A 17619-nucleotide genomic window follows, 5' to 3' on the forward strand; every position below is an offset into this window, starting at 1 on the left:
AACGGTTTAGTCGCTGTACTAATCAGTTTGGACCAACATGGGTACGGGGGACGATAATGTCGCTGATTGATGAGGAGGGGAATTTGTTTGGCGTTATTAATGTTATTGATGCGCTTGTCGTTCTCTTTGTCATTGCCGTTGTGGCGGCAGGGGCCGCATTTGTACTGCAGCCGTCCGATTCGGGGCCAGAACTCGAGACGACCAATGTGACACTTGATCTAGGGACCCAGCCAGAATATCTGATTACTGAACTCAACGAGGGGGATACATACAGTCCAAGTGGAACCAGCCAACTCACGATCACTGATGTCCATCTTACCCCCTCGGAAGAGGGCACACAGGTCATTGTCCGTGCGGAACTCCAAGGGCCAACAGGTGAGGAGGGTATCACCTACGCTGACGCGCCGCCGCGGTTAGGGCGGAGCCTTGAGATCCAGACGAATCGATACGCAGTAAGTGGACAGATCCGTGCGATCGGAGACCAAGCGACGTTTGCTGACGACACAACGACCGTCGTCCTTCGGGATACAGTACCCGCGCCTGATGCGCAAGCGATTGCACCGGGTGATGAAATCCGTATTGCTGGCCGTACCGTGGCGACGATCAACGATGTCGCGGCGTATACAACGAGCGATCCAACTGAACGGACCGTATTTGTGGAAGCTGCCCTGCAGACACATCAAGAACAGGGCCAACACCACTTCGGTGGGAACCCACTACAACGCGGGCAAGTGGTGTCGCTTCCCAGTGAGGAATACACGTACGCTGGCCGTATTGAACGTGTTGGGAGTGGCCTGGATCGTGGGCGTGCGGACGTGTTACTTGAGGCGGTCGTTGATTCTGAGACTGCAGATCGACTTGCAGACGGCGATGTCACTACAGCGGGAGGTCATGAAACAGCAACGATCGAGAATGTGATCACATATGCGACGCAGGATCCAAATCAAAAGCGTGTCCTTGTAGGCGTCTCGCTGCGGACACTTGGATACGCCGAGCGCGAGCAGTTTGGCGCTACACCAGTTCAACGCGGGAATACAATCAACCTCACAGGTGAGAACTACCAGCTATCTAGCTCTATTGAGCGTGTCGGTGCCGTTGAACCCCGCGGTACAGCGGCAACTCGAACCGTTGTCCTTCGTATGAACGAGGTTCGAGAACAGTTTGCAGACGCGATCCAGCCGGGCATGACAGAACGCACTGACGGACAGACGATCGCGACAATCGATCGGGTCACTATCGAGCCGTCGGTCATTATTGCTACCGGCGAAGACGGGTCTGTGAACGTTGTCGATCATCCGATAAACCGTGACGTGACGATTACTGCTACACTCCGGGTGCGTGAGACGACCAGTGGTATTCGATTTAAAGGCCAGAGTCTTCAACAGCAATCACAAATCGTCATCGATCTTGGGACGATAACTATTGAGGCGACGGTCGTCTCTGCGTAGGTATGCCAGCCCATGATTCCGAAACGATGACACGGTCCGAGGCACTCTCCGGATCGAAGGTGATAGCTACTTTTCAATCACTACGCGATACTGCGAGTCCTCGCATCTCGGCCGCGCGCTCTCGAGCGATCGGTGTTGTCCGGAGTTCATTCATATATCGCTGGCTCACCACCCCTCCCGAGCCAGACGTTATTGTTATCGACCTTCGAAAAACAGCTACCATCGCTCCATTCCTCACCGTCCTTGACCGAATCCTTGCTGTGTTGTGTCCGTGGTTCGAGACGTCGCATCTGAAACACGGCCTCGACAGACTTACCAGACTCATAGGCCGGATGAGTGACACTCGACTTGGGCAGACGCTTGTTGGGCTATTTGAGCCGCCAGAGCCGCCGAAGGCAACTGACGACGAAACCCAGCATGACGATTCGGAGACGAATCCGTAATACTACACCAGAACCAACCCAAGATCACGGGTCAATTGAAAGCGGTCCCTTGAGAACGGCAAATACCGAAGATGGATTAGCTGTTAGCTGGCAGCTGCACGGGCATTATCTTGTTCGGGGCGAGCGTCGGATCGCTCGTGATGAACAAGTGTACGTGGTCGGGGCGAATCGCCAACTCTAGTATCTCTAAACCGAGTTCGTCGGCTTTCTCCTCGATGAGTTCTTCAAGACGGTCGCGTACCTCGTCTTCCAGTACCGACTTGCGGCTCTGTTGAAATCCTTACCAACTAACAGGAATAGTCCCCGATGTGCTAAGTACAGAGGATGAGTTCAGCATGTGGGCCTCATTTCTTTCAGGCTGAACTCAACGAACCAGCTGGTCAGTAGATCTGCGTACTGATCGTCATTTCGAGTGGCGCAAGAGTTTTACATATCAGTATTGTAGTGGGAGACAGGAGAATCAAAATGGGAAAAATCTCATCTGACGACAGACACGGGGAAGAGCTCACCCTGACAGTCGATGATCGGGGGCGGGTGACACTCCCGAAAGCGGTCCGGGACCGATTAGGGATCGAATCAAATGATGAGATTCCTGCCACCCTCGTTGGGTCGGTCCTCGAAGTCAATCCGAGCCCGAGTTCGAAACTGGAGACCGCAACAGCTGGCCGAGAGACGTGGGAAAACACCACACCAACTGATGCCGGAGACACGCTTTTCGGTCCGATGGACCAGTGAGCGACAGTTCGATGCCCGATTCGCTGCCGACCGAAGTGACGGTTCTGACCGACGTGAACGTCCTCGCTATCGCGCTGACTGAGGATCATCCCGCACACGAGGATGTGTTTCCCTGGATTCAGAACGCACTTGATGGCCCGAACGTGTTGCTCGTGTTCGATTACTATCCGTTGCGAGCGCAGTATCTCATGACGAGCAATTTTGGCGTCGACGACGTTGCCGCCCGAAACGCAATCCAATCGCTTGTTCGGAGCCCGGCACGAATCATCAGTGCGACCGAGACAACGCTGCTGAAGGCCTACGAGATCAGCGCCGCCAAAAACCACGACGTCTACGATTCGTTCATCGTTGCGCTTGCACGAGCATATGATGCCGATTACTTGGTCACGACTGACCGGGATTTCGACGACCTTTGCGAGGGTGAAGACGTAAAATACGCTAATCCAATCCCGGCCGAGAAGCATGAGAAATTGACGCTCATTGACGGTTGACCTCCTCCCACGGCTGAAGCCGTGGGATTCCCCGAAGGGGAGTTCAAGGTTGCGCGTTTCCTCGGCCCTCAAGTACGCTTTCGCGTGGGGCGTTCGACGGTGGCCGTTCGGTTACGACCCCGAACGTGCTTTCTAGCGCGTACAGCCCGGCCAAACGGGCCTTCCCACCCGGACGCGCCGGGCGCTTCGACGGCCCGAATACCGGTTCGGGCCTCCACGGTCGGGTATTCAGCCAACTGGGTACCACGGGTCGCGTCACCTCGCGTGTTACGCCGTGGACTGGGTTCGGCTTTCTTACCCGGCGGGCTGTGGACGCGAAGCGTCCGTTGGGGTCGAAGACCCCGTGCCACAACCGGGGAACGCCGTCACAACACAGTACGGGAGGGCCAAACTTAACGATTCGGGACACAACTCCCGGCTGGCTGGTGGGCCGTGGATTGTCCCCCCACCGTGTCGGCTTCATCCCACGGCTAAAGCCGTGGGCTTTCGCCTCGAACAACTGTAACGAAGTCCGATTCAGTACACTAATACTCATGAAACCGCCGGGGAGTTGATGATTTTGACACGTAGCGAGCGGAAGCCCACCCCTTTAGGGGTGGGAGGATGTCAAAGAGCCATGCGCGCACTTCCGATCCCGCTTGTCCCGCGATGGTTCCGATATTGTGGTGTCGGGATTGTTGCCGCGGTCTTGTTTTATTTTTCCGTCCTTAGTGCACCACCGGCCTCACCACGCCCTAGTCCATTTTGGGATAAACAACTGCATTTCCTTGGATACGCAGGCTTTACGCTTGCGTTAGCATATGCGACAGCACACCTTCGCGATCGCCTCTGGATGCGAATTATACTGGTCCTAGCCATCGCCGTAGGCTATGGTCTCTTGATTGAATCCATTCAGTGGTTCCAACCGAATCGATATTTTTCACTCGGCGATGCACTAGCAAACGTTCTCGGAGCGGTGCTTGCGAGTGGCTGGTTTCTGCTTGAATCACGGCTGCGATATCAGTTGTTGTGAATACGATTTCTTTATCCACGGAACCACGTGATGTTTAGTCGCCGATTCGCCTGTCATCGTTCGGATTGCTCACTCCGTTTTCTCGCCGTTCTTCTCTGAGTTCTTACACTGGTCTGACCGGGAATCGACTGGCTTCACTCGAAGCTCTCCGAAGCCGTACTTCGAGTGACTGCCGACCCGGAGGATACCGCTCTTCGCAGTCTCGATGGGCCGGTCGTCCTCGTACTTCACGACCTGCCCGTGGTCGACGGTCTAGAGCTTGTAGACCTCCCGTTGCTCGAGGATCTTCTCCGCTCGCTCACGGAGATCGTGTCGGCTCTCCTTCCACCACCACGGGGCGTCCTGGTCGGCGGCCTTGGGGTACTCCGACTCCAGCACGAACGGCGTCGTCACCTCCACGAGGAAGACCTCGCCGTCCTCGAGCCGGGAGTAGTCCAGGTCGTCGAGGTCGACAACCTGCGTGTCCTTCAGCCGCGTGATGCCGTAGCCGTAGTTCCGTTTGCCCCCGAACTGGAGGCTATCGAGCACGTCCTCGCTCAGCGGGAGCGTATCGGGGTCATCGGCGTGCAGGTAGGCGTTGATGTACCACTTCGTGGTCTGCTGCTGCTTGCGAGCGCTCTCTGGGTTGCCCATGATCGTCTCGTGGGACAGCGCCGGGTGGCCGCTCTGCGGGCGGATGTCGTGCGTGTTCAGCGCGTCTCGTGGGGCGGCTGTCGAGAAGCCAGCGATGGGCCGGGTTCCGCATCGCGAACTCGGGTGTCCGCTGACGCTCCACAAAATCTAATTCGATCCCGTCGCTACCATCGCTGAGGCGGCTGATTTCGGGCATGAACAACTTAGAAATCAGCACGCCTCACTCTTCACGCTAACTTAACGCGACCCCCGTGAATAAGAATACCAGCCGACTACGCCAACAAGGTGCTTCCGATTAGATCTGAAAGAATTACTGAACAGGTGTGCAACGGTGTCCGAAAGGCTATCAATTAAATTATAGAACTACTGGGTGTCGACACGTACCGTTTCGTTCTGTCGAACCGCAGTCTCCGGGACTTGGACACGCGTCCCGTCAACAGTATACGTCCCTGGATAGGGAACCGTGATGGTATAGTCCCCGTTTGCATCCGTCCGGACCGTCCGAGTGTAGGTGAAGGAAGTCCCAGTTACTGACTGATTGGTAGTGACCGTCAGTTCCGTCCCCGGTGGTGCGGTCCCAGCAATTTGTGCACCCGGAACGAGCGTGAAGATCTTGAGTGAGGTATCATCGCTCACATAAACGGCCCGATAGTGCGAGAGTCCAGGGGTAGACGTAGTTGCGCTCCCATAGTGAGTATGTAACCGCGTCTGAATCGACTCTTGATCAAAGTCATCATGCTGGTACGGTGAATCGCGGGTCACGATAAAGCCAGTCCGCTCACGAAGGGTCCGATACCACGCTGACCCATCGGTAGCGACAAGGAAATCAGCATAGTTCGTCTGGGCGTAGCTGTATGAACGGGCGTCACCACTCACGAAGTAGTTATACATTCGATTCTTCCCCCAGGGACTGAATACGTAATTCTCGGGGTACGACCACCCTTGTGTGGCAGCATACTCATCCATCCAACTCGCAGCCTGATACTCCGTCTCAGAAATAGAGGGCTGGTTCATTTTGATCGGGACCATTGCAAAACTCAGACTCCCAACTAACAGAAAGACGACTGCGAGCGGGACAATCGTGTCCCGATCCGGGAACTGAGCAATCGACATCGGATGCTGTGTCGGGTTTCGAGTGGTTGTTGACTGTTGGGAAGGAGTAGTGTCCCATAAAATCGGTCGAGCAAGCTCAAGTCGTGAGAGCAAATGAATGAACCCGAGTCCAGCAAACAGCGCAATGGGGATAGACAGTTCACCCGCGAACCGAACCTGGATGAGGGCTAAGCCAAGCAGGAACCACGCATAGACAACCGGAACAAGCGCTTTTTCATCGATATCATGGTAAATACGGAATGTAACCCAACTCAAGTACGGGAGTGCGAGGAAGAGAATCCAACCGAACAAGAGAGCCGGCCCGAAAATCGAACCTAGATCGCCGCTCACAAGTGACATCGTTTCTGCGATACCCTCAGTTTCAAGTAAGAACGCAATGCCACGGTCAAGTCCTTTAGCAAGATCTGGGAAGACCTGAGGCAAGATGGCACCTCCGGCTCCGAGAAGCAGAAGTTCGATAGTGGCAAGAAGTTTCGAAGATCGGTCAGTTCGCCAAGCCACTTCACTCAGAAGAATCGCACCACAACTACCCATCGTTAGTATGGCTGGGACAGTCGCAACGACAGGTGTATGCCATCCTAACTCAAGATGGATCAAATATGTGAGTACAGCGCCACCGCCAAGCCCGATTAGAATCGGATAGCCGATATACAACGGTGACCGATTCTGCTGGAGCGCAGCCATCGACGAAATGGCAACATAAATGCCAACCGGAAGGAGAAGTAACGGGCCAGCTTCCCAAGCGAGTGTCTGCCCAGTAATGCCAACCCCAAGTAGCACGATTCCGGTCATAGATTCCCGCACAGACGATGTCGGTCGGTCCGCAAGAAACACTAATGCAAACATCGTCACTGCCAGCCACAGGAAGTCAAACGCATGGTGATCGGCAAAGCCCACCGATGTTCGAAGTGCATGTGCAGGTATGAGTGCCAGCATAACCACAGCTGCGACACCTACACGACGGTCGGCAAAAACTCGCGTCCCGAGTAGATACACGATGGCCCCAACAGTGACAGCTGAGAGTACGGGGTACCAAGCAAGGACGACACCCGCATCAGACACACTCCCGCCTAAGATTTCGGTCCCCAGCCACAAGACGGCTATGAGGAATGGCTCTCCATATGAAATTTCGGCTGGGAGTGTGAAAAGTGTCTGGAGAGTCGTAGACCCTGCTGATTGTGCTAGGAGTGTCTCTATCCAGTAGCGGTAAAAATAGGGATCGTTACCGGGTAATACGACTACCCCATCGCGAAACACGCTAGGATAGGTGAAAATGCGAGATAACAAAAGAAACAGTAGCGCCCCAAAGACAGGTCCAAGCACCAAGGGTTCAATCTGTGGGAAGGTAATTGATGGAAGCGCTCGGTTATGAGTCACAGTTTCAGTATCCTCATCTCTTTCAAGCACAGCTTGGACGGCCTGTCGGTCTGCAAGCTGATACCCATCGTCAGCTTGCTCAACGATTCCCCGAGATACGATTTCTCCAAATACACCCGAATCAAGCGGGACATCATCAAACGTCCATGTTCCCTGTTTATCGAGTTCCAGTATAGTGTGGAGGGCCTCCTCAGAGTCCGGATAGTCCTCAAGGAAGGATTGCGTTAATTCGCGGATCGCAACCATACGTTCAGGGGGGAGGAAGAACGGTATAAAACCCGCGGAGACATGGTTCAGTATTGACTGGTCATCCCCGTTCAGATTCCAGATAAGAAACGGTCTCATTCGAGCAACCGCAATTTGGAACCAGAGAGCCGAAGTATACAGGAAGCATAGCTTGAAGGTTTGGAAGCAACTCTTAGTAGCGTATTCTCTTTTTTGAACAGTCAAGAGTCCTATTAGTAGCGAACTGAGAGCGACACGCTACAACGGTACAGTCATCACTAACTAACCAGCATCAATAAAAAATCCGCACCGAATGACCGCTTGCGGCGGTCAGTCGTGGTTAGTCGTTAGTTGTCGCGCCGGGTGGCCAGCAGTGCGGCCGCGAGCAGCGCGATGACCGCGACGATGGCACCGAAGCCGGGGCCGCCGCCCTCGGTGGGCGTCGGCGTGTCGGTCGGTTCCGCCGTCTCGGTCGGCGTCGGCTCGGGCGTTGCCGTGGCCGTCGGTTCGGGCGTTGCCGTCTCAGTCGGCGTCGGTTCCGGCGTCTCCGTCGGTTCCGGCGTCGCCGTCTGGACGTTCTGGACGATCTCTACCTGGACGAGGTCCGTGTTCTCCCCGTCGTCGGCTTCGAGGTCGTACGTCCCCGTCTGGACGTCCTCGAGCTCGACGGTGGTCGACCACGTGCCGTCGTAGGACCATTCGTCGGTCGTCGACAGCGCGACCGAGTCGCCCTCTTCGGTCATCAGTTCGGTCGTGATCGAGTTGTCGTCCGGACGGAGGTTGGTGTTACCTTCGACGACCATCGTGTCGTCGACTCCGACCGGGTTGACGCCCGAGGCTTCCATGCCTTCAGGGTAGACGTTCTGGATCGTCGACTGCGCGTCGGCGTACCGGAACGTCGCGGTGACCATCCGGTCGTCGCTCGCGACCGCTTCAGTCGTGTTGTCCACGATCCGGGCGCGGACCTGCTCGCCCGTCAGCGTACCGCCGCTCGGCACGACATCGCTGATACTACCGGAATCAGAGTTGCCGTATTCAGCGTCACGACCCGGGAACAGGACGTGGACGCTGACCGTCTGTGATCCCGCAAGATCGCTCTGGGGGACGCTGACTTCGTCCTCCGAGAACGTGTTGTCGTCGTCCACGGAGATGTCCGTGGTGTAGGTTCCACCACGGTCACCGACGAAGACGACGTCAACGTTCTGAGCACCGAACGCGGTACCAGAGATGTTGACCCGTTCATCGGTAGTCGAGACCTGCCCACCGACGGTCTTGACGTTGGCCGTCAGTTCCGTGTCGGTGACACGCAGGGACTGCTGAGTGCTTGTGTTCGTGTTGAACTCCGAGGTGGTCAGCGAGTAGTCGGCCGGGAGCGAACCGCTGTAGTCGAGGCCGTCAATGTCGACCACGCCAAAGCGGTAGGTGCCCGGCTGACTCAGGATCTGGTTCCCCGCACCGTTGTTGTTGTAGTCAGAGAGGATGACGTCTTCCTCTTCGAAGGTGCCGTCGGCGTCGACGGTCAGCGAGGTCTCGCCGTCAATCTGGACGAGCTCGTAGTCGTTGTTCCGGCGGGCGAAGAAGGCGACGTCGTCGACACCTTCCGAGGCCGTGCCGTTGACGTCGACTTCACTGCCGACCACGTAGGCACCGGAGGGCGATTCAAGCGTGAGCTCACCTTCCGTGACATCGAGCGTCTGGTCATCTACCTCTTCGTCGACAACGGCATCGTCAGTGTTGTCGAACGGCAGGTCAGCCGGAGTGGCTGCACTGCCGTCACTTTCGTAGAGGTAGATGTCCACGCCAGTGTCGTCGAGGTACTGCGTTTCGATCTGCCCGACGCCGACACCCGTGTCGTCGTCGATGGTGACGTTCGCGTACGCGTAGTCAAGGTCGCCAGTGATGGTGCTGTCTGCACGCGGGGACTTCTCAGTATAGTCGTCCGAGACGACACCGACTTCGCTCGTGTCGCCAACCTGGCGGAAGATCCGCTGAGCGTTCTGCTTGTTGTTTTCGACGCTGTCACGGAAGTCGTCGGATTCGATGATGAGGATGTGCTCATCACCAGCGTCCGAACCCTGAATCTCGAAGCGGACGTCCTCACCGCGGGTGACCTCATCCTCGTCAAGGACGAGGCTCGCATCATCGTCACCGGTGACGGTGAGGGTCGTGGACTGGGACGCCTCACCGAAGTCGAGGTCGTCCGTGCCAGCGAGGGAGATCGTGTAGGTGCCGGTACCCGTGTTCGCCATGTCGAGCGGGTAGGCAACCTCGTTCTCGGAGATATCGCCACCGCGGTCGCCCGCACTGGCACCTGCGCCAGCACTACTGAACTCTTTGCCCGTGTCGTCGCCCGTGCGGATGGCAGCAACATCCGAGTCCAGCGTAGAGACAGCCTGAGCGTTGTCGTCAATGACGTCACCAGTCACGTCAAGACCGGATTCGTCCTCGACGGTCAGTTCGAGGTCCTCGGCAGCCTGGTAGTTCCAGGCGCCGACGACCGTCAGGTTACCGGCACCAGTACCAGGAGTACCGGAGGTGGGGGTGCCACTCGGACTAGTTCCCTCAGCGACCGAGCTGCCAGCGATGTCGTTGAGGTTGCTGTTGAGGACGTCCAGCGTGGTGACACGCGGCGTCTGGACGGTTACGTTGGCATTAGATGCATTACCGTTAATGCCGTACGTACCCGTCTCTTGATTCTGTGGAACGTCGGGCGTTTCGAGCGGCACGCCCTCAGCGTTACCAGCTGTTTTGGTCGGAGACGTACCACCGAAATCGTCACTCAGGAAGATATCAGACTCTCCCTGGAAGACGGTGTCTCCTGATTCAATATAGCCTGTACCATCTCGTGTGTCGAAGTCGCCGCCGCCGGTAGAGTTACCGGCACGAGCGGCTGCAGATCCTGACAGCGCTACGGTCCCAGCGAAGACGCTGAAAACCATGAGCGCAGCAAGGATGACTGCACGCACTTTGTTGTTGTTTTCTGTCATGTTTTCGTTGTTGGCTGCACTGCAGTGACAGTCCCGAGGTCGTTCCTCTTTCGTGCCGAATTTGTGGTCTGGCATCACGCCAGCCACTGGTAGGGGTGTACGGAGGATATTGTGCCTGTATTAAGTGTTTTGTGGTTTACGAATGGTATCATACTGCATGAATCGCCGGACAGCGGTGCCATCGGAGCGTCTGACTGATGTCACACAATCCAGTCGCTGGGACCGTCAATCACAATAAGGTCGCGGGGCGCTGACTGATCGATCGTCCACCCAAGTTGTGTCGACAGCAATTGAACAAGGGCATTCGAAAATTGTTCGCCAACGGAAGGAGGAACGGCAATTTTCATTGATCTCCCCTCATTCCCGGAGTTCCCTTCGTCTTCAAAAGGCTCTGCATGATGCAAACGCCAAATCTCAGCGACCTGCTGGGCGTGGCACCGATAGTGATATGCAAGGAGCGGGATCTGGGCCGTCATCTGGGATTCGCTCAAGCGGGGGACACCCAGCGCATAGAGAATCCGACCCAGAAGTGCACCTTCCTCATTCAATCGAAGTTCGGTCGGCCAGTCAGGATCACCAGGCCGAACGATCTCGTAAGAAAGCCCTAACACGTCAGCAAGCGATGCGAACCGCTCCCGTTGGGCAGTTGTGTCGGCCCCAAAGACCGGATAGTACGTTTCACGGAGCGATCCACGAGCCAGCAGCCACGTCAGTAAGGCCGTCAGCGCAGTCGCAGTCTCGCTCTCAGGGGGAACATCACACCAACCACGTTCGCGTGCCCGCTCAAGCGCATTCGTCGCGTAGGGGCGGCTCCCACGCCGCCAGCTTTGAATGGATGATTCGGGGACACCTAATTCAGCGGCGAGGGAACTCCGAGAGTCATCGCGATTGCGTGCAGCCTCGTAGCAACGGTGATATCGATAGCCACCAGGCGTTTTCGTACGTCGAAACGTTGAGGCGATCGCCCGCTCTGTGGGCGGTGTAGAGGAGCCATATAGTGCCGTTGTCGCCAGTCCCGACCGAATCGACGCATCCACTCTTTCTTCGCCAGTTGTAGTTCCGCCGTTGCTCTCGGAGAGGTCGCGGACGGTCGCCGCTGACACCCATACACGATGTTGACTGCCAATAGTGGCTGAACCTAGCGCTGCCGTTGTGAACAGCTCACAGAGTTCTTCGGCAAAAGTTTCTGAGTGGATGCCCTGAATGTAGGATCCCGTCTGTTCGGGATTGGTATTCCGATTTAGGAGATAAATCCGAGCGAAATCACGCCGGTGCTCGTTGTCAACCGTCGAGAGATATGGAGGGAGCGTGAGATCATCTCGCTGAGCTTTCACACCACGTGGAGCACCAAGGACCGACAGAACACGTCCAAAGATTGCGCTTCCTTCGGTCGGGACGATCTCGAGATGCCGGTCAGAGTCCTCCAGATGGCGACAGCGATAACCAAGATGCAACCAGCGAAAATGCTGTGCAAGAATCGCTAGCATCATCGAATCATCAGCTGAAAAGTGGGGTGTGAAGGTATCAACCGAGATGCCACCACCCGAAAAGATCCAAGCGACCAACTGATTGAGCGCCCGAAATCGTTCTGAATCGGTGTCAACATCGATCCAGCCATGCTCTTTAGCCGTTCGAAGTCCAGAAATAACGGCCGGAGTTTTCCCCTCAGCGAGCCACCCCCGGATAGCACTCTGTGGACGATCAACGCGTCGAGCAATCTCCGCACGGGCCATCTCGGGATTTTGGTCACGAAGTCGAGTCGCTTCGCGATACTGAGTAACGGTCTCCCACCCATCATCAGTATAGGTTTCGGCGAACTCCTGTTCGGTAACGAACTTCGATGCCACGAGTACGATTAACCGGAACGGGACCGATAACAATACTTTCGGTGGCACATCAGAGAGAAGCCCGCAATTCACTCGTGAGCAGGGGTGCGCGTGAGTGGTCACGAGGGTGAATGGTCGCCCGTAGACCCGTGTATTATCTCTGTCTTCGGAACATGTCAGAATCCACGGCAAGAAGCAATCGCTAGAATTTGTGCGTCCAACCCACCGAGATGGAATCATTAACAGTACCGGGAATCGGGCAGAAGTGAATTCCTAGTGATGAAGATTAGTTACCTGACGACGAACTCCAGATAGCTTTTAGTTCACCATCAGGAAGTGTTGTTTCCCAAGACATACTCACGTCATCAGCTGCTGTCCCTGCAGGGACAGCATAGACGAACGAATCGCGGATTACCATTCGAGGAGTAAGGGTCTGACTCTCGTACGGATCAGGATTGACCGATTGGTTCGATTGGTACTCTTGTCCGTTGACTGTAATCGTAAATCCGGAGGGATCGGGAGACTGTACCGATTCGTTTTGTAATCGATTCCGAATATCGACACGCATGGCTAACCAGGTGTTATCGCCAGCTGGCGTTGTTGGAGTTGGCGTTGCCGTCGCATTGCTTGCTGTTTCATTATTTGGACGAGGATACTCCGATTCAAATGATCCCCCAAGTACGCTAATCAGTAACCCGTTCGGTACCACATATTGCTGCTGGAATCGGAGTTGTAGTGGCACGACTTCGATGGACCAGATCCTATCGAAAGCCGTCAGCCGATATTGATGGGACCCAAGGTACGGAAACGAGAACTGAGATGTTTGTATGTTTCCTGCTTCACCACCATCCAGTTCAAGACGGACATCATCAACGGTACTCCAGGTTCCGTCCTGTTTCTCTTCAATAGCAGATTTGAATGTATTGGATTCTGAGCCAGTATTCTGTACTCTGAAAGTAAAGGTGACTTGAGCAGTCGATGGGACTTGGTTTGGGACATTGGACTCAACTAACTCGAAGGGTCCTGAACTGGGATTGTTCGAATTACTGTTGTCAGGAGTATCTGAATTGCCATTGCTGGAACAGCCTGCAAGCGCGGTCAGGCCAAGACTACTAAGAAAGAAGCGGCGGCGCATAGATGCTAGTTGCTCAAGTAGCGTTAAATATCATGGGACATGACCCCGTCAAAGTCGTATTTCGCTCGCATCAACTGTCGTTAAAGAGTAAAGAGAGTCGATAAGAGACAGAGATCAAGCCAGTGTGCTCCGCCACAATCCCCAGGAATATTGCGAAAACTACTGTGATTTCACCGGTTTGGTCGTGCGTCTATCTCATTAAGTGCTGCGTTCATCCGATCGTCTTCGGCCTCTCAGTCAAGAAACTAGGACTGACGCTCACTATCGTCGATGCGGATCAACGTGTACCGCATGACGTTTGACGTCTCGCCGGCGGCCAACTGATAGCTCGCTCCAGCATCGATTGCCTCCAAGGAGTCAGTAATGTCCTGATATCCGGTCTCGTCGGCCTCATAATTTGGTGAGACGTCTGGACGAAGGTAGCCGTCGATGTGAACTAAAATGGTCAGGCCTTGTGCAACCCACTTCCCTCGATCCGAGCGTGCTGAAGACCAGTTCAGTACCTCCCAAAGCCGGTTAATGAGAACGCTTGCTTGCTGGATGATATGCACAGCCTCAGCAGACAGACAATGAATCCACGAGGAGGAAGTACTGATAACTCTGCGGACAACGCTGAAATGGGTTCTGAAGGGATCTACGAGGACCTCATTGGCGCTTGTGCCGACTAGAGCTTGGTCTCCACGCTGTGTGATTCCAGTGAGGACTCACCATCTGCGAACACAATTCCCTACTATCTACGAGAAGATTCAAGCCGAAAGGCTCGGACAAGTCGCTAACGCACCTGCAGCGAGATATCATCGAACTACTCCCCGAGCAGGTGAGGTCCGCTCAGATCCCCGCTTGCGGCCCCTACTATAGTGATCACATGGACAGCACTACATTCAGAAGCAAAGTTCAAATCCTCATAAAAGGTGCGCGTGCGGAAAGCACCAGATCTACGCTGGCGATGCATCGTCACGAAGACGGCGCTAGTCTCCTGATAGAGTTCCTCGGGTTCTCAGCGGTCTTAACCTCCTCCGGTCAGTCTACCTCGATCATGCCTTCTACGGCAGCAAGAGTCTGATACCATTGTAGGCACACAATTACGCCTACGTGACATCTATCAGCAGGTGGAAAGAGACAACCCGACAAGAGCTTCTCGAAGGCTGAGTAATGTCTCCGACCCCGATCAGAATGGACGGTACGAAAACCACGGGACAGCGCATCACGGCTTCGCCGCTGACGCACCGTTCATCGGGACACCACTCCAGTCCGATACCGCTACAGCAAATGGTTCGGTATCAAGTCGAATCGTCGTTTGTCCGAGCAAGCGATAGCGATGATAACCACACGAAACGCGACAGTGATGGCGACCGTCCGCGTCTCAAACGACCCCCGAATCGACGGTCGCTCCCGACTCGACCACGACGCTACCGCGGAGGTCCGCGTCCGCGTGGACCTCGCCTCGGATCCGTCGGGAGCACTCCCCGAGTTTCCACTCGTTGGCCGCCAGCAGTTCCCACGGGCGGCCCACGTCCAGCCAGCGCTCCAGCGTGACCGCCGTCACCGTCCGTTCCCGACAGACACGTCCGAGGACGTCCGTCAGCTCGCGCTCCCCGCGTTCGCTACGCTCGACGTCGAGCCACTCCCGGGCCGCCGCGGGGAAGACGTACGCACCGGTGTTGATCACCTCCGAGGGCAGCGTCTCGGGCTTCTCGACGACGTCGGTGACCCGTCCCTCCGTGACGTCGAGGACGCCGTAGGCGCTCGGGTTCTCGACGCGGTAGGAGCCGACGCTCGGGCCACGGTCGAAGAGGTCGGCGAGCGACTCCGGATCGTGAACCGCCTCGGGGTCAAGCCCCGAGGCTTCCCGTGGGTTAGTCGGACACTCCCATCCGACCATCGGCCTGATAGCCTCGAACGGTCGAGTGGGTCACGGTCGGGGCGTCCACGGCCCCCGATGCCTGCCGTCGCACCTTCCGAACAACGGGAAGGCTGTTGAGAGCAGGCACATTCCAATCGAGTTTCTTCACGCCTTTCACGGCGATGTTGACGCTTGCACCACGGTCGCTGTGGTCTTGATGCTCACAATCCTTGCACTTGAACCGCTTTTTGTTGCGGTTCGCACGCTCCGTATGCCCACACATCGGACACCGTTGGCTTGTGTACTCGGGATTAATCCAACCAGTTGGGATGCCCTCGAACGACGCCTTGTAAGACGTATAGAACTGAAGGGCGCGGAACGGCAGGTGGTGCAAGCGTCGGTTCATCCGCGTACCGTAGTCGATACTGTCGCGCATCTCTTTGAGGTCTTCAAAGACGATACACGGCGTCTCGAACTGACGGCTCCACTCCACGATGTGCCGAGACACCTTGTGGAGTCGGTCGCGGACAAACCGTTCCTCACGCCCTTCCAACGTGTCGTGGATGCTGTCCTTCCCCGCGTTCTGGACGCGCTTCCGCATCGTGAAGTAGCGGTGGCGCTCGAACTTGATTTCGGGAAAGTCGATAACCAGTGTGTCCTCAACCCCGTCTTCGGACAGAGCGGTGAGGGCTACGTTGTTCTCGTTCACGTCCACGCCAACGAGCGTCCGTGAGTCCTGCTTGTCTCGAACAGTCTGCTCGGTATTGGTGACATTGACGTGCAACTCGGCGTTGTCGTTGTGGAAGAGGGCTTCCGCTGTCCCAATCTTCCACTCGTCACTGGTGAGCGCAGTCTTGAGAATGTCAAGGTGGGCGTCACTCCCTTCGAGGACGCCCTTGACGTGTTTGTACGGCTTCGCGCTGATACGGAACGCCACGTCACCGTCGTCGGTGAGCGACAGGTTGTATCCTTCCTCGTAGTTCGCACGAAGCGGGTACGCACCGTCTTTGCTGTGACTCGGGAGTCCGAAGTCGTCGTACTCGTAGTAGTTCTCCATCGCGCCGAGAGCCTTGGCAACGACGCGCTGAGTCGTGTTCTTCACGAGGTTGGCATCGTCGGCCACGCGGTCAGGAATGGCGTCCCAGTCCACACCTTCTTTGGCGAGACGGATGGTTTCGTTGTACACTCGACGGGCTTCGAGCGTGGCGTCATACAGCAGGCTCTCGTTGTCACTCTGGATGTCGAGTTGGAAGTCCAGCGTCTTGACGAGAGCCTGTGAGTCGATCATTCTTCGTCTTGTTCGGTTGGTTCTGAGGTTCGGACCACTTTCACGTCGGCTCCACGCCAGCGTTTGGGGACGGTGACGTGGGCACTATTCCCGAACGGTTTGACCTCGCCGTCGAGAACTTCCTCGCCGTCGATTTCAAAGCGATTCGCCATACAATTGTATATCCTTTGGATATACTTTACTGTGTTGGTGGGGTAAGTTCGATATGGGTGAGAAGCGGTCGAATCACACGGTTTACAACGTCAACTACCACTTCGTGTGGTGTCCGAAGTATCGACACGCGATTCTCGAACCCATCAAGGATTCGTTGGAAGCGAGTTTCCGCGACGTGTGACCAGTACAATTACGAGCTACTGACGTCGTCCGAAAATCAAAGATTTTCGCGATCACGAGAGACTTCGTCTCTCGAACGACTCCACATCTCGCCCGACCACGTACACCTGTCCCTGCAGCCCACCCAAAACACGCGCCGAGCGAGATTGTACGGACTGTCAAGAGCATCACGGCGCGGGAGATGTGGGAACGGCACGAGTCGTTCTTGGGGGAGTATCTGTGGGGTGGTGGATTCTGGGAACAGTCGTACTACATCGGAACGGCAGGAACAGTCTCAACGGAAACGATTGAGCGGTACATCGAGCGGACAGAACACGTCTAAGTGTCGGCTTCACCCTCGGGGTCAAGCCCCGAGGCACTCGCCTTGTTTTCTCTGTAGAGGTTGTCGCCGTTCAGGACGGCGAAGGGGCCGTCGTCGAGTTCGGCCGCTCCGACCCGCACGGCGTCGGCCGTCCCACGCTGGACGTCCTGTACGGCGTAGTCCACGGGGACGCCCTCGAACTCCGTCCCGAAGCGGGCGCGAACGGCCTCTGCCTCGTAACCCACGACGAACACCAACCGCGAGGCCCCCGCCTGCACCGCCGCAGCCGCCGTATGCGCAACGAGTGGCCGCCCGGCGACCGGGAGCATCGGTTTCGGCCACCGTTCGGTCAGCGGCCGCATGCGGGTCCCCTGGCCAGCCGCCAGAATGAGCGTCTGCATGGCCCTATGTACCGTCGGGGCTTGCAAG

The 17619-nt window shown here is 56.3% G+C and carries 13 protein-coding genes and 6 pseudogenes; 6 read left to right on the forward strand and 13 right to left on the reverse strand.

Annotation, left to right across the window (positions count from 1 at the left end; genetic code table 11):
* Positions 1 to 56 precede the first annotated feature (56 nt).
* Positions 57 to 1448 (forward strand): DUF4330 family protein, encoded by a 1392-nt coding sequence (locus tag EI982_RS08550; RefSeq protein ID WP_157689304.1) that lies wholly within the window; start codon positions 57 to 59, stop codon positions 1446 to 1448.
* A gap of 546 nt (positions 1449 to 1994) precedes the next feature.
* Here EI982_RS08550 and EI982_RS08555 read toward each other — a convergent pair.
* Positions 1995 to 2156, reverse strand: a pseudogene (locus EI982_RS08555) (transposase); the annotation flags it as partial.
* Positions 2157 to 2356: 200 nt separating this feature from the next.
* On the opposite strand from EI982_RS08555, the gene EI982_RS18905 reads away from it, so the two are divergent.
* From EI982_RS18905 to EI982_RS19160, 3 genes are all read left to right on the forward strand, one after another.
* Entirely contained in the window at positions 2357 to 2626 is a 270-nt protein-coding gene (locus tag EI982_RS18905) for an AbrB/MazE/SpoVT family DNA-binding domain-containing protein (RefSeq protein WP_157691107.1), read from the forward strand.
* 11 nt (positions 2627 to 2637) lie between these two features.
* Positions 2638 to 3117, forward strand: a complete 480-nt coding sequence (locus tag EI982_RS08565; RefSeq protein WP_157689305.1) for a type II toxin-antitoxin system VapC family toxin — start codon at positions 2638 to 2640, stop codon at positions 3115 to 3117.
* A 616-nt stretch (positions 3118 to 3733) separates the two neighbouring features.
* A complete protein-coding gene (locus EI982_RS19160; protein ID WP_157689306.1) occupies positions 3734 to 4129 on the forward strand; it encodes a VanZ family protein in 396 nt (131 codons plus the stop codon).
* Positions 4130 to 4198: 69 nt separating this feature from the next.
* On the opposite strand, the gene EI982_RS19225 is transcribed toward EI982_RS19160, so the two are convergent.
* The 8 genes and pseudogenes from EI982_RS19225 to EI982_RS18735 form a co-directional block, all read right to left on the reverse strand.
* Positions 4199 to 4360, reverse strand: a complete 162-nt coding sequence (locus EI982_RS19225; protein WP_233255314.1) for a hypothetical protein — start codon at positions 4358 to 4360, stop codon at positions 4199 to 4201.
* Between the two features lie 21 nt (positions 4361 to 4381).
* Positions 4382 to 4762 carry a hypothetical protein gene (locus tag EI982_RS19230; RefSeq protein WP_233255315.1) on the reverse strand — a complete coding sequence of 127 codons (381 nt, stop codon included), beginning with the start codon at positions 4760 to 4762 and terminating at the stop codon, positions 4382 to 4384.
* A gap of 106 nt (positions 4763 to 4868) precedes the next feature.
* Positions 4869 to 4958, reverse strand: a pseudogene (locus EI982_RS19235) (IS6 family transposase); the annotation flags it as partial.
* A 167-nt stretch (positions 4959 to 5125) separates the two neighbouring features.
* Positions 5126 to 7498, reverse strand: a complete 2373-nt coding sequence (locus EI982_RS08580; protein WP_157689307.1) for an STT3 domain-containing protein — start codon at positions 7496 to 7498, stop codon at positions 5126 to 5128.
* Positions 7499 to 7824: 326 nt separating this feature from the next.
* The gene (csg, locus tag EI982_RS08585) at positions 7825 to 10539 is read right to left on the reverse strand and encodes an HVO_2072 family ArtA-dependent S-layer glycoprotein (RefSeq protein ID WP_157689308.1); all 2715 of its coding nucleotides are present in this window, start codon (positions 10537 to 10539) and stop codon (positions 7825 to 7827) included.
* A 125-nt stretch (positions 10540 to 10664) separates the two neighbouring features.
* Positions 10665 to 12311 carry a hypothetical protein gene (locus tag EI982_RS08590; protein ID WP_157689309.1) on the reverse strand — a complete coding sequence of 549 codons (1647 nt, stop codon included), beginning with the start codon at positions 12309 to 12311 and terminating at the stop codon, positions 10665 to 10667.
* Positions 12312 to 12576: 265 nt separating this feature from the next.
* Positions 12577 to 13425 carry a hypothetical protein gene (locus EI982_RS08595; RefSeq protein WP_157689310.1) on the reverse strand — a complete coding sequence of 283 codons (849 nt, stop codon included), beginning with the start codon at positions 13423 to 13425 and terminating at the stop codon, positions 12577 to 12579.
* Positions 13426 to 13670: 245 nt separating this feature from the next.
* Positions 13671 to 13976, reverse strand: a complete 306-nt coding sequence (locus tag EI982_RS18735; protein ID WP_157689311.1) for a hypothetical protein — start codon at positions 13974 to 13976, stop codon at positions 13671 to 13673.
* 523 nt (positions 13977 to 14499) lie between these two features.
* Between EI982_RS18735 and EI982_RS19240 the strand changes: the two are divergent.
* A pseudogene (locus EI982_RS19240) lies at positions 14500 to 14770 on the forward strand (ISH3 family transposase); the annotation flags it as partial.
* Between the two features lie 21 nt (positions 14771 to 14791).
* Here EI982_RS19240 and EI982_RS08605 read toward each other — a convergent pair.
* From EI982_RS08605 to EI982_RS08615, 3 genes and pseudogenes are all read right to left on the reverse strand, one after another.
* Positions 14792 to 15262, reverse strand: a pseudogene (locus EI982_RS08605) (sugar phosphate nucleotidyltransferase); the annotation flags it as partial.
* Positions 15263 to 15281: 19 nt separating this feature from the next.
* Positions 15282 to 16556: an RNA-guided endonuclease TnpB family protein gene (locus tag EI982_RS08610; RefSeq protein ID WP_157689313.1), complete on the reverse strand. Its 1275-nt coding sequence runs from the start codon at positions 16554 to 16556 to the stop codon at positions 15282 to 15284.
* Positions 16553 to 16708: a DUF2080 family transposase-associated protein gene (locus EI982_RS08615; RefSeq protein WP_007540613.1), complete on the reverse strand. Its 156-nt coding sequence runs from the start codon at positions 16706 to 16708 to the stop codon at positions 16553 to 16555. Before EI982_RS08615 ends, EI982_RS08610 begins: the two co-directional genes overlap by 4 nt.
* Before the next feature lie 131 nt (positions 16709 to 16839).
* Here EI982_RS08615 and tnpA point away from each other — a divergent pair.
* Positions 16840 to 17211: pseudogene (gene tnpA, locus EI982_RS08620) on the forward strand (IS200/IS605 family transposase).
* Positions 17212 to 17234: 23 nt separating this feature from the next.
* On the opposite strand, the pseudogene EI982_RS08625 reads toward tnpA, so the two are convergent.
* A pseudogene (locus EI982_RS08625) lies at positions 17235 to 17591 on the reverse strand (sugar phosphate nucleotidyltransferase); the annotation flags it as partial.
* Between the last annotated feature and the right edge of the window lie 28 nt (positions 17592 to 17619).

The sequence above is a fragment of the Haloplanus salinarum genome (assembly GCF_009762275.1).
Taxonomy (GTDB): Archaea; Halobacteriota; Halobacteria; order Halobacteriales; family Haloferacaceae; genus Haloplanus; species Haloplanus salinarum.

Bases quoted from the DNA above. Each gene is read 5' to 3' on its own strand.
- EI982_RS18905 (WP_157691107.1), top strand. From the start codon at position 2,357: ATGGGAAAAATCTCATCTGACGACAGACACGGGGAAGAGCTCACCCTG.
- EI982_RS08550 (WP_157689304.1), top strand. From the start codon at position 57: ATGTCGCTGATTGATGAGGAGGGGAATTTGTTTGGCGTTATTAATGTT.
- EI982_RS08580 (WP_157689307.1), bottom strand. From the start codon at position 7,498: ATGGTTGCGATCCGCGAATTAACGCAATCCTTCCTTGAGGACTATCCG.
- csg (WP_157689308.1), bottom strand. From the start codon at position 10,539: ATGCCAGACCACAAATTCGGCACGAAAGAGGAACGACCTCGGGACTGT.
- EI982_RS08595 (WP_157689310.1), bottom strand. From the start codon at position 13,425: ATGCGCCGCCGCTTCTTTCTTAGTAGTCTTGGCCTGACCGCGCTTGCA.
- EI982_RS08565 (WP_157689305.1), top strand. From the start codon at position 2,638: ATGCCCGATTCGCTGCCGACCGAAGTGACGGTTCTGACCGACGTGAAC.
- EI982_RS19230 (WP_233255315.1), bottom strand. From the start codon at position 4,762: ATGGGCAACCCAGAGAGCGCTCGCAAGCAGCAGCAGACCACGAAGTGG.
- EI982_RS08610 (WP_157689313.1), bottom strand. From the start codon at position 16,556: ATGATCGACTCACAGGCTCTCGTCAAGACGCTGGACTTCCAACTCGAC.
- EI982_RS19160 (WP_157689306.1), top strand. From the start codon at position 3,734: ATGCGCGCACTTCCGATCCCGCTTGTCCCGCGATGGTTCCGATATTGT.
- EI982_RS08615 (WP_007540613.1), bottom strand. From the start codon at position 16,708: ATGGCGAATCGCTTTGAAATCGACGGCGAGGAAGTTCTCGACGGCGAG.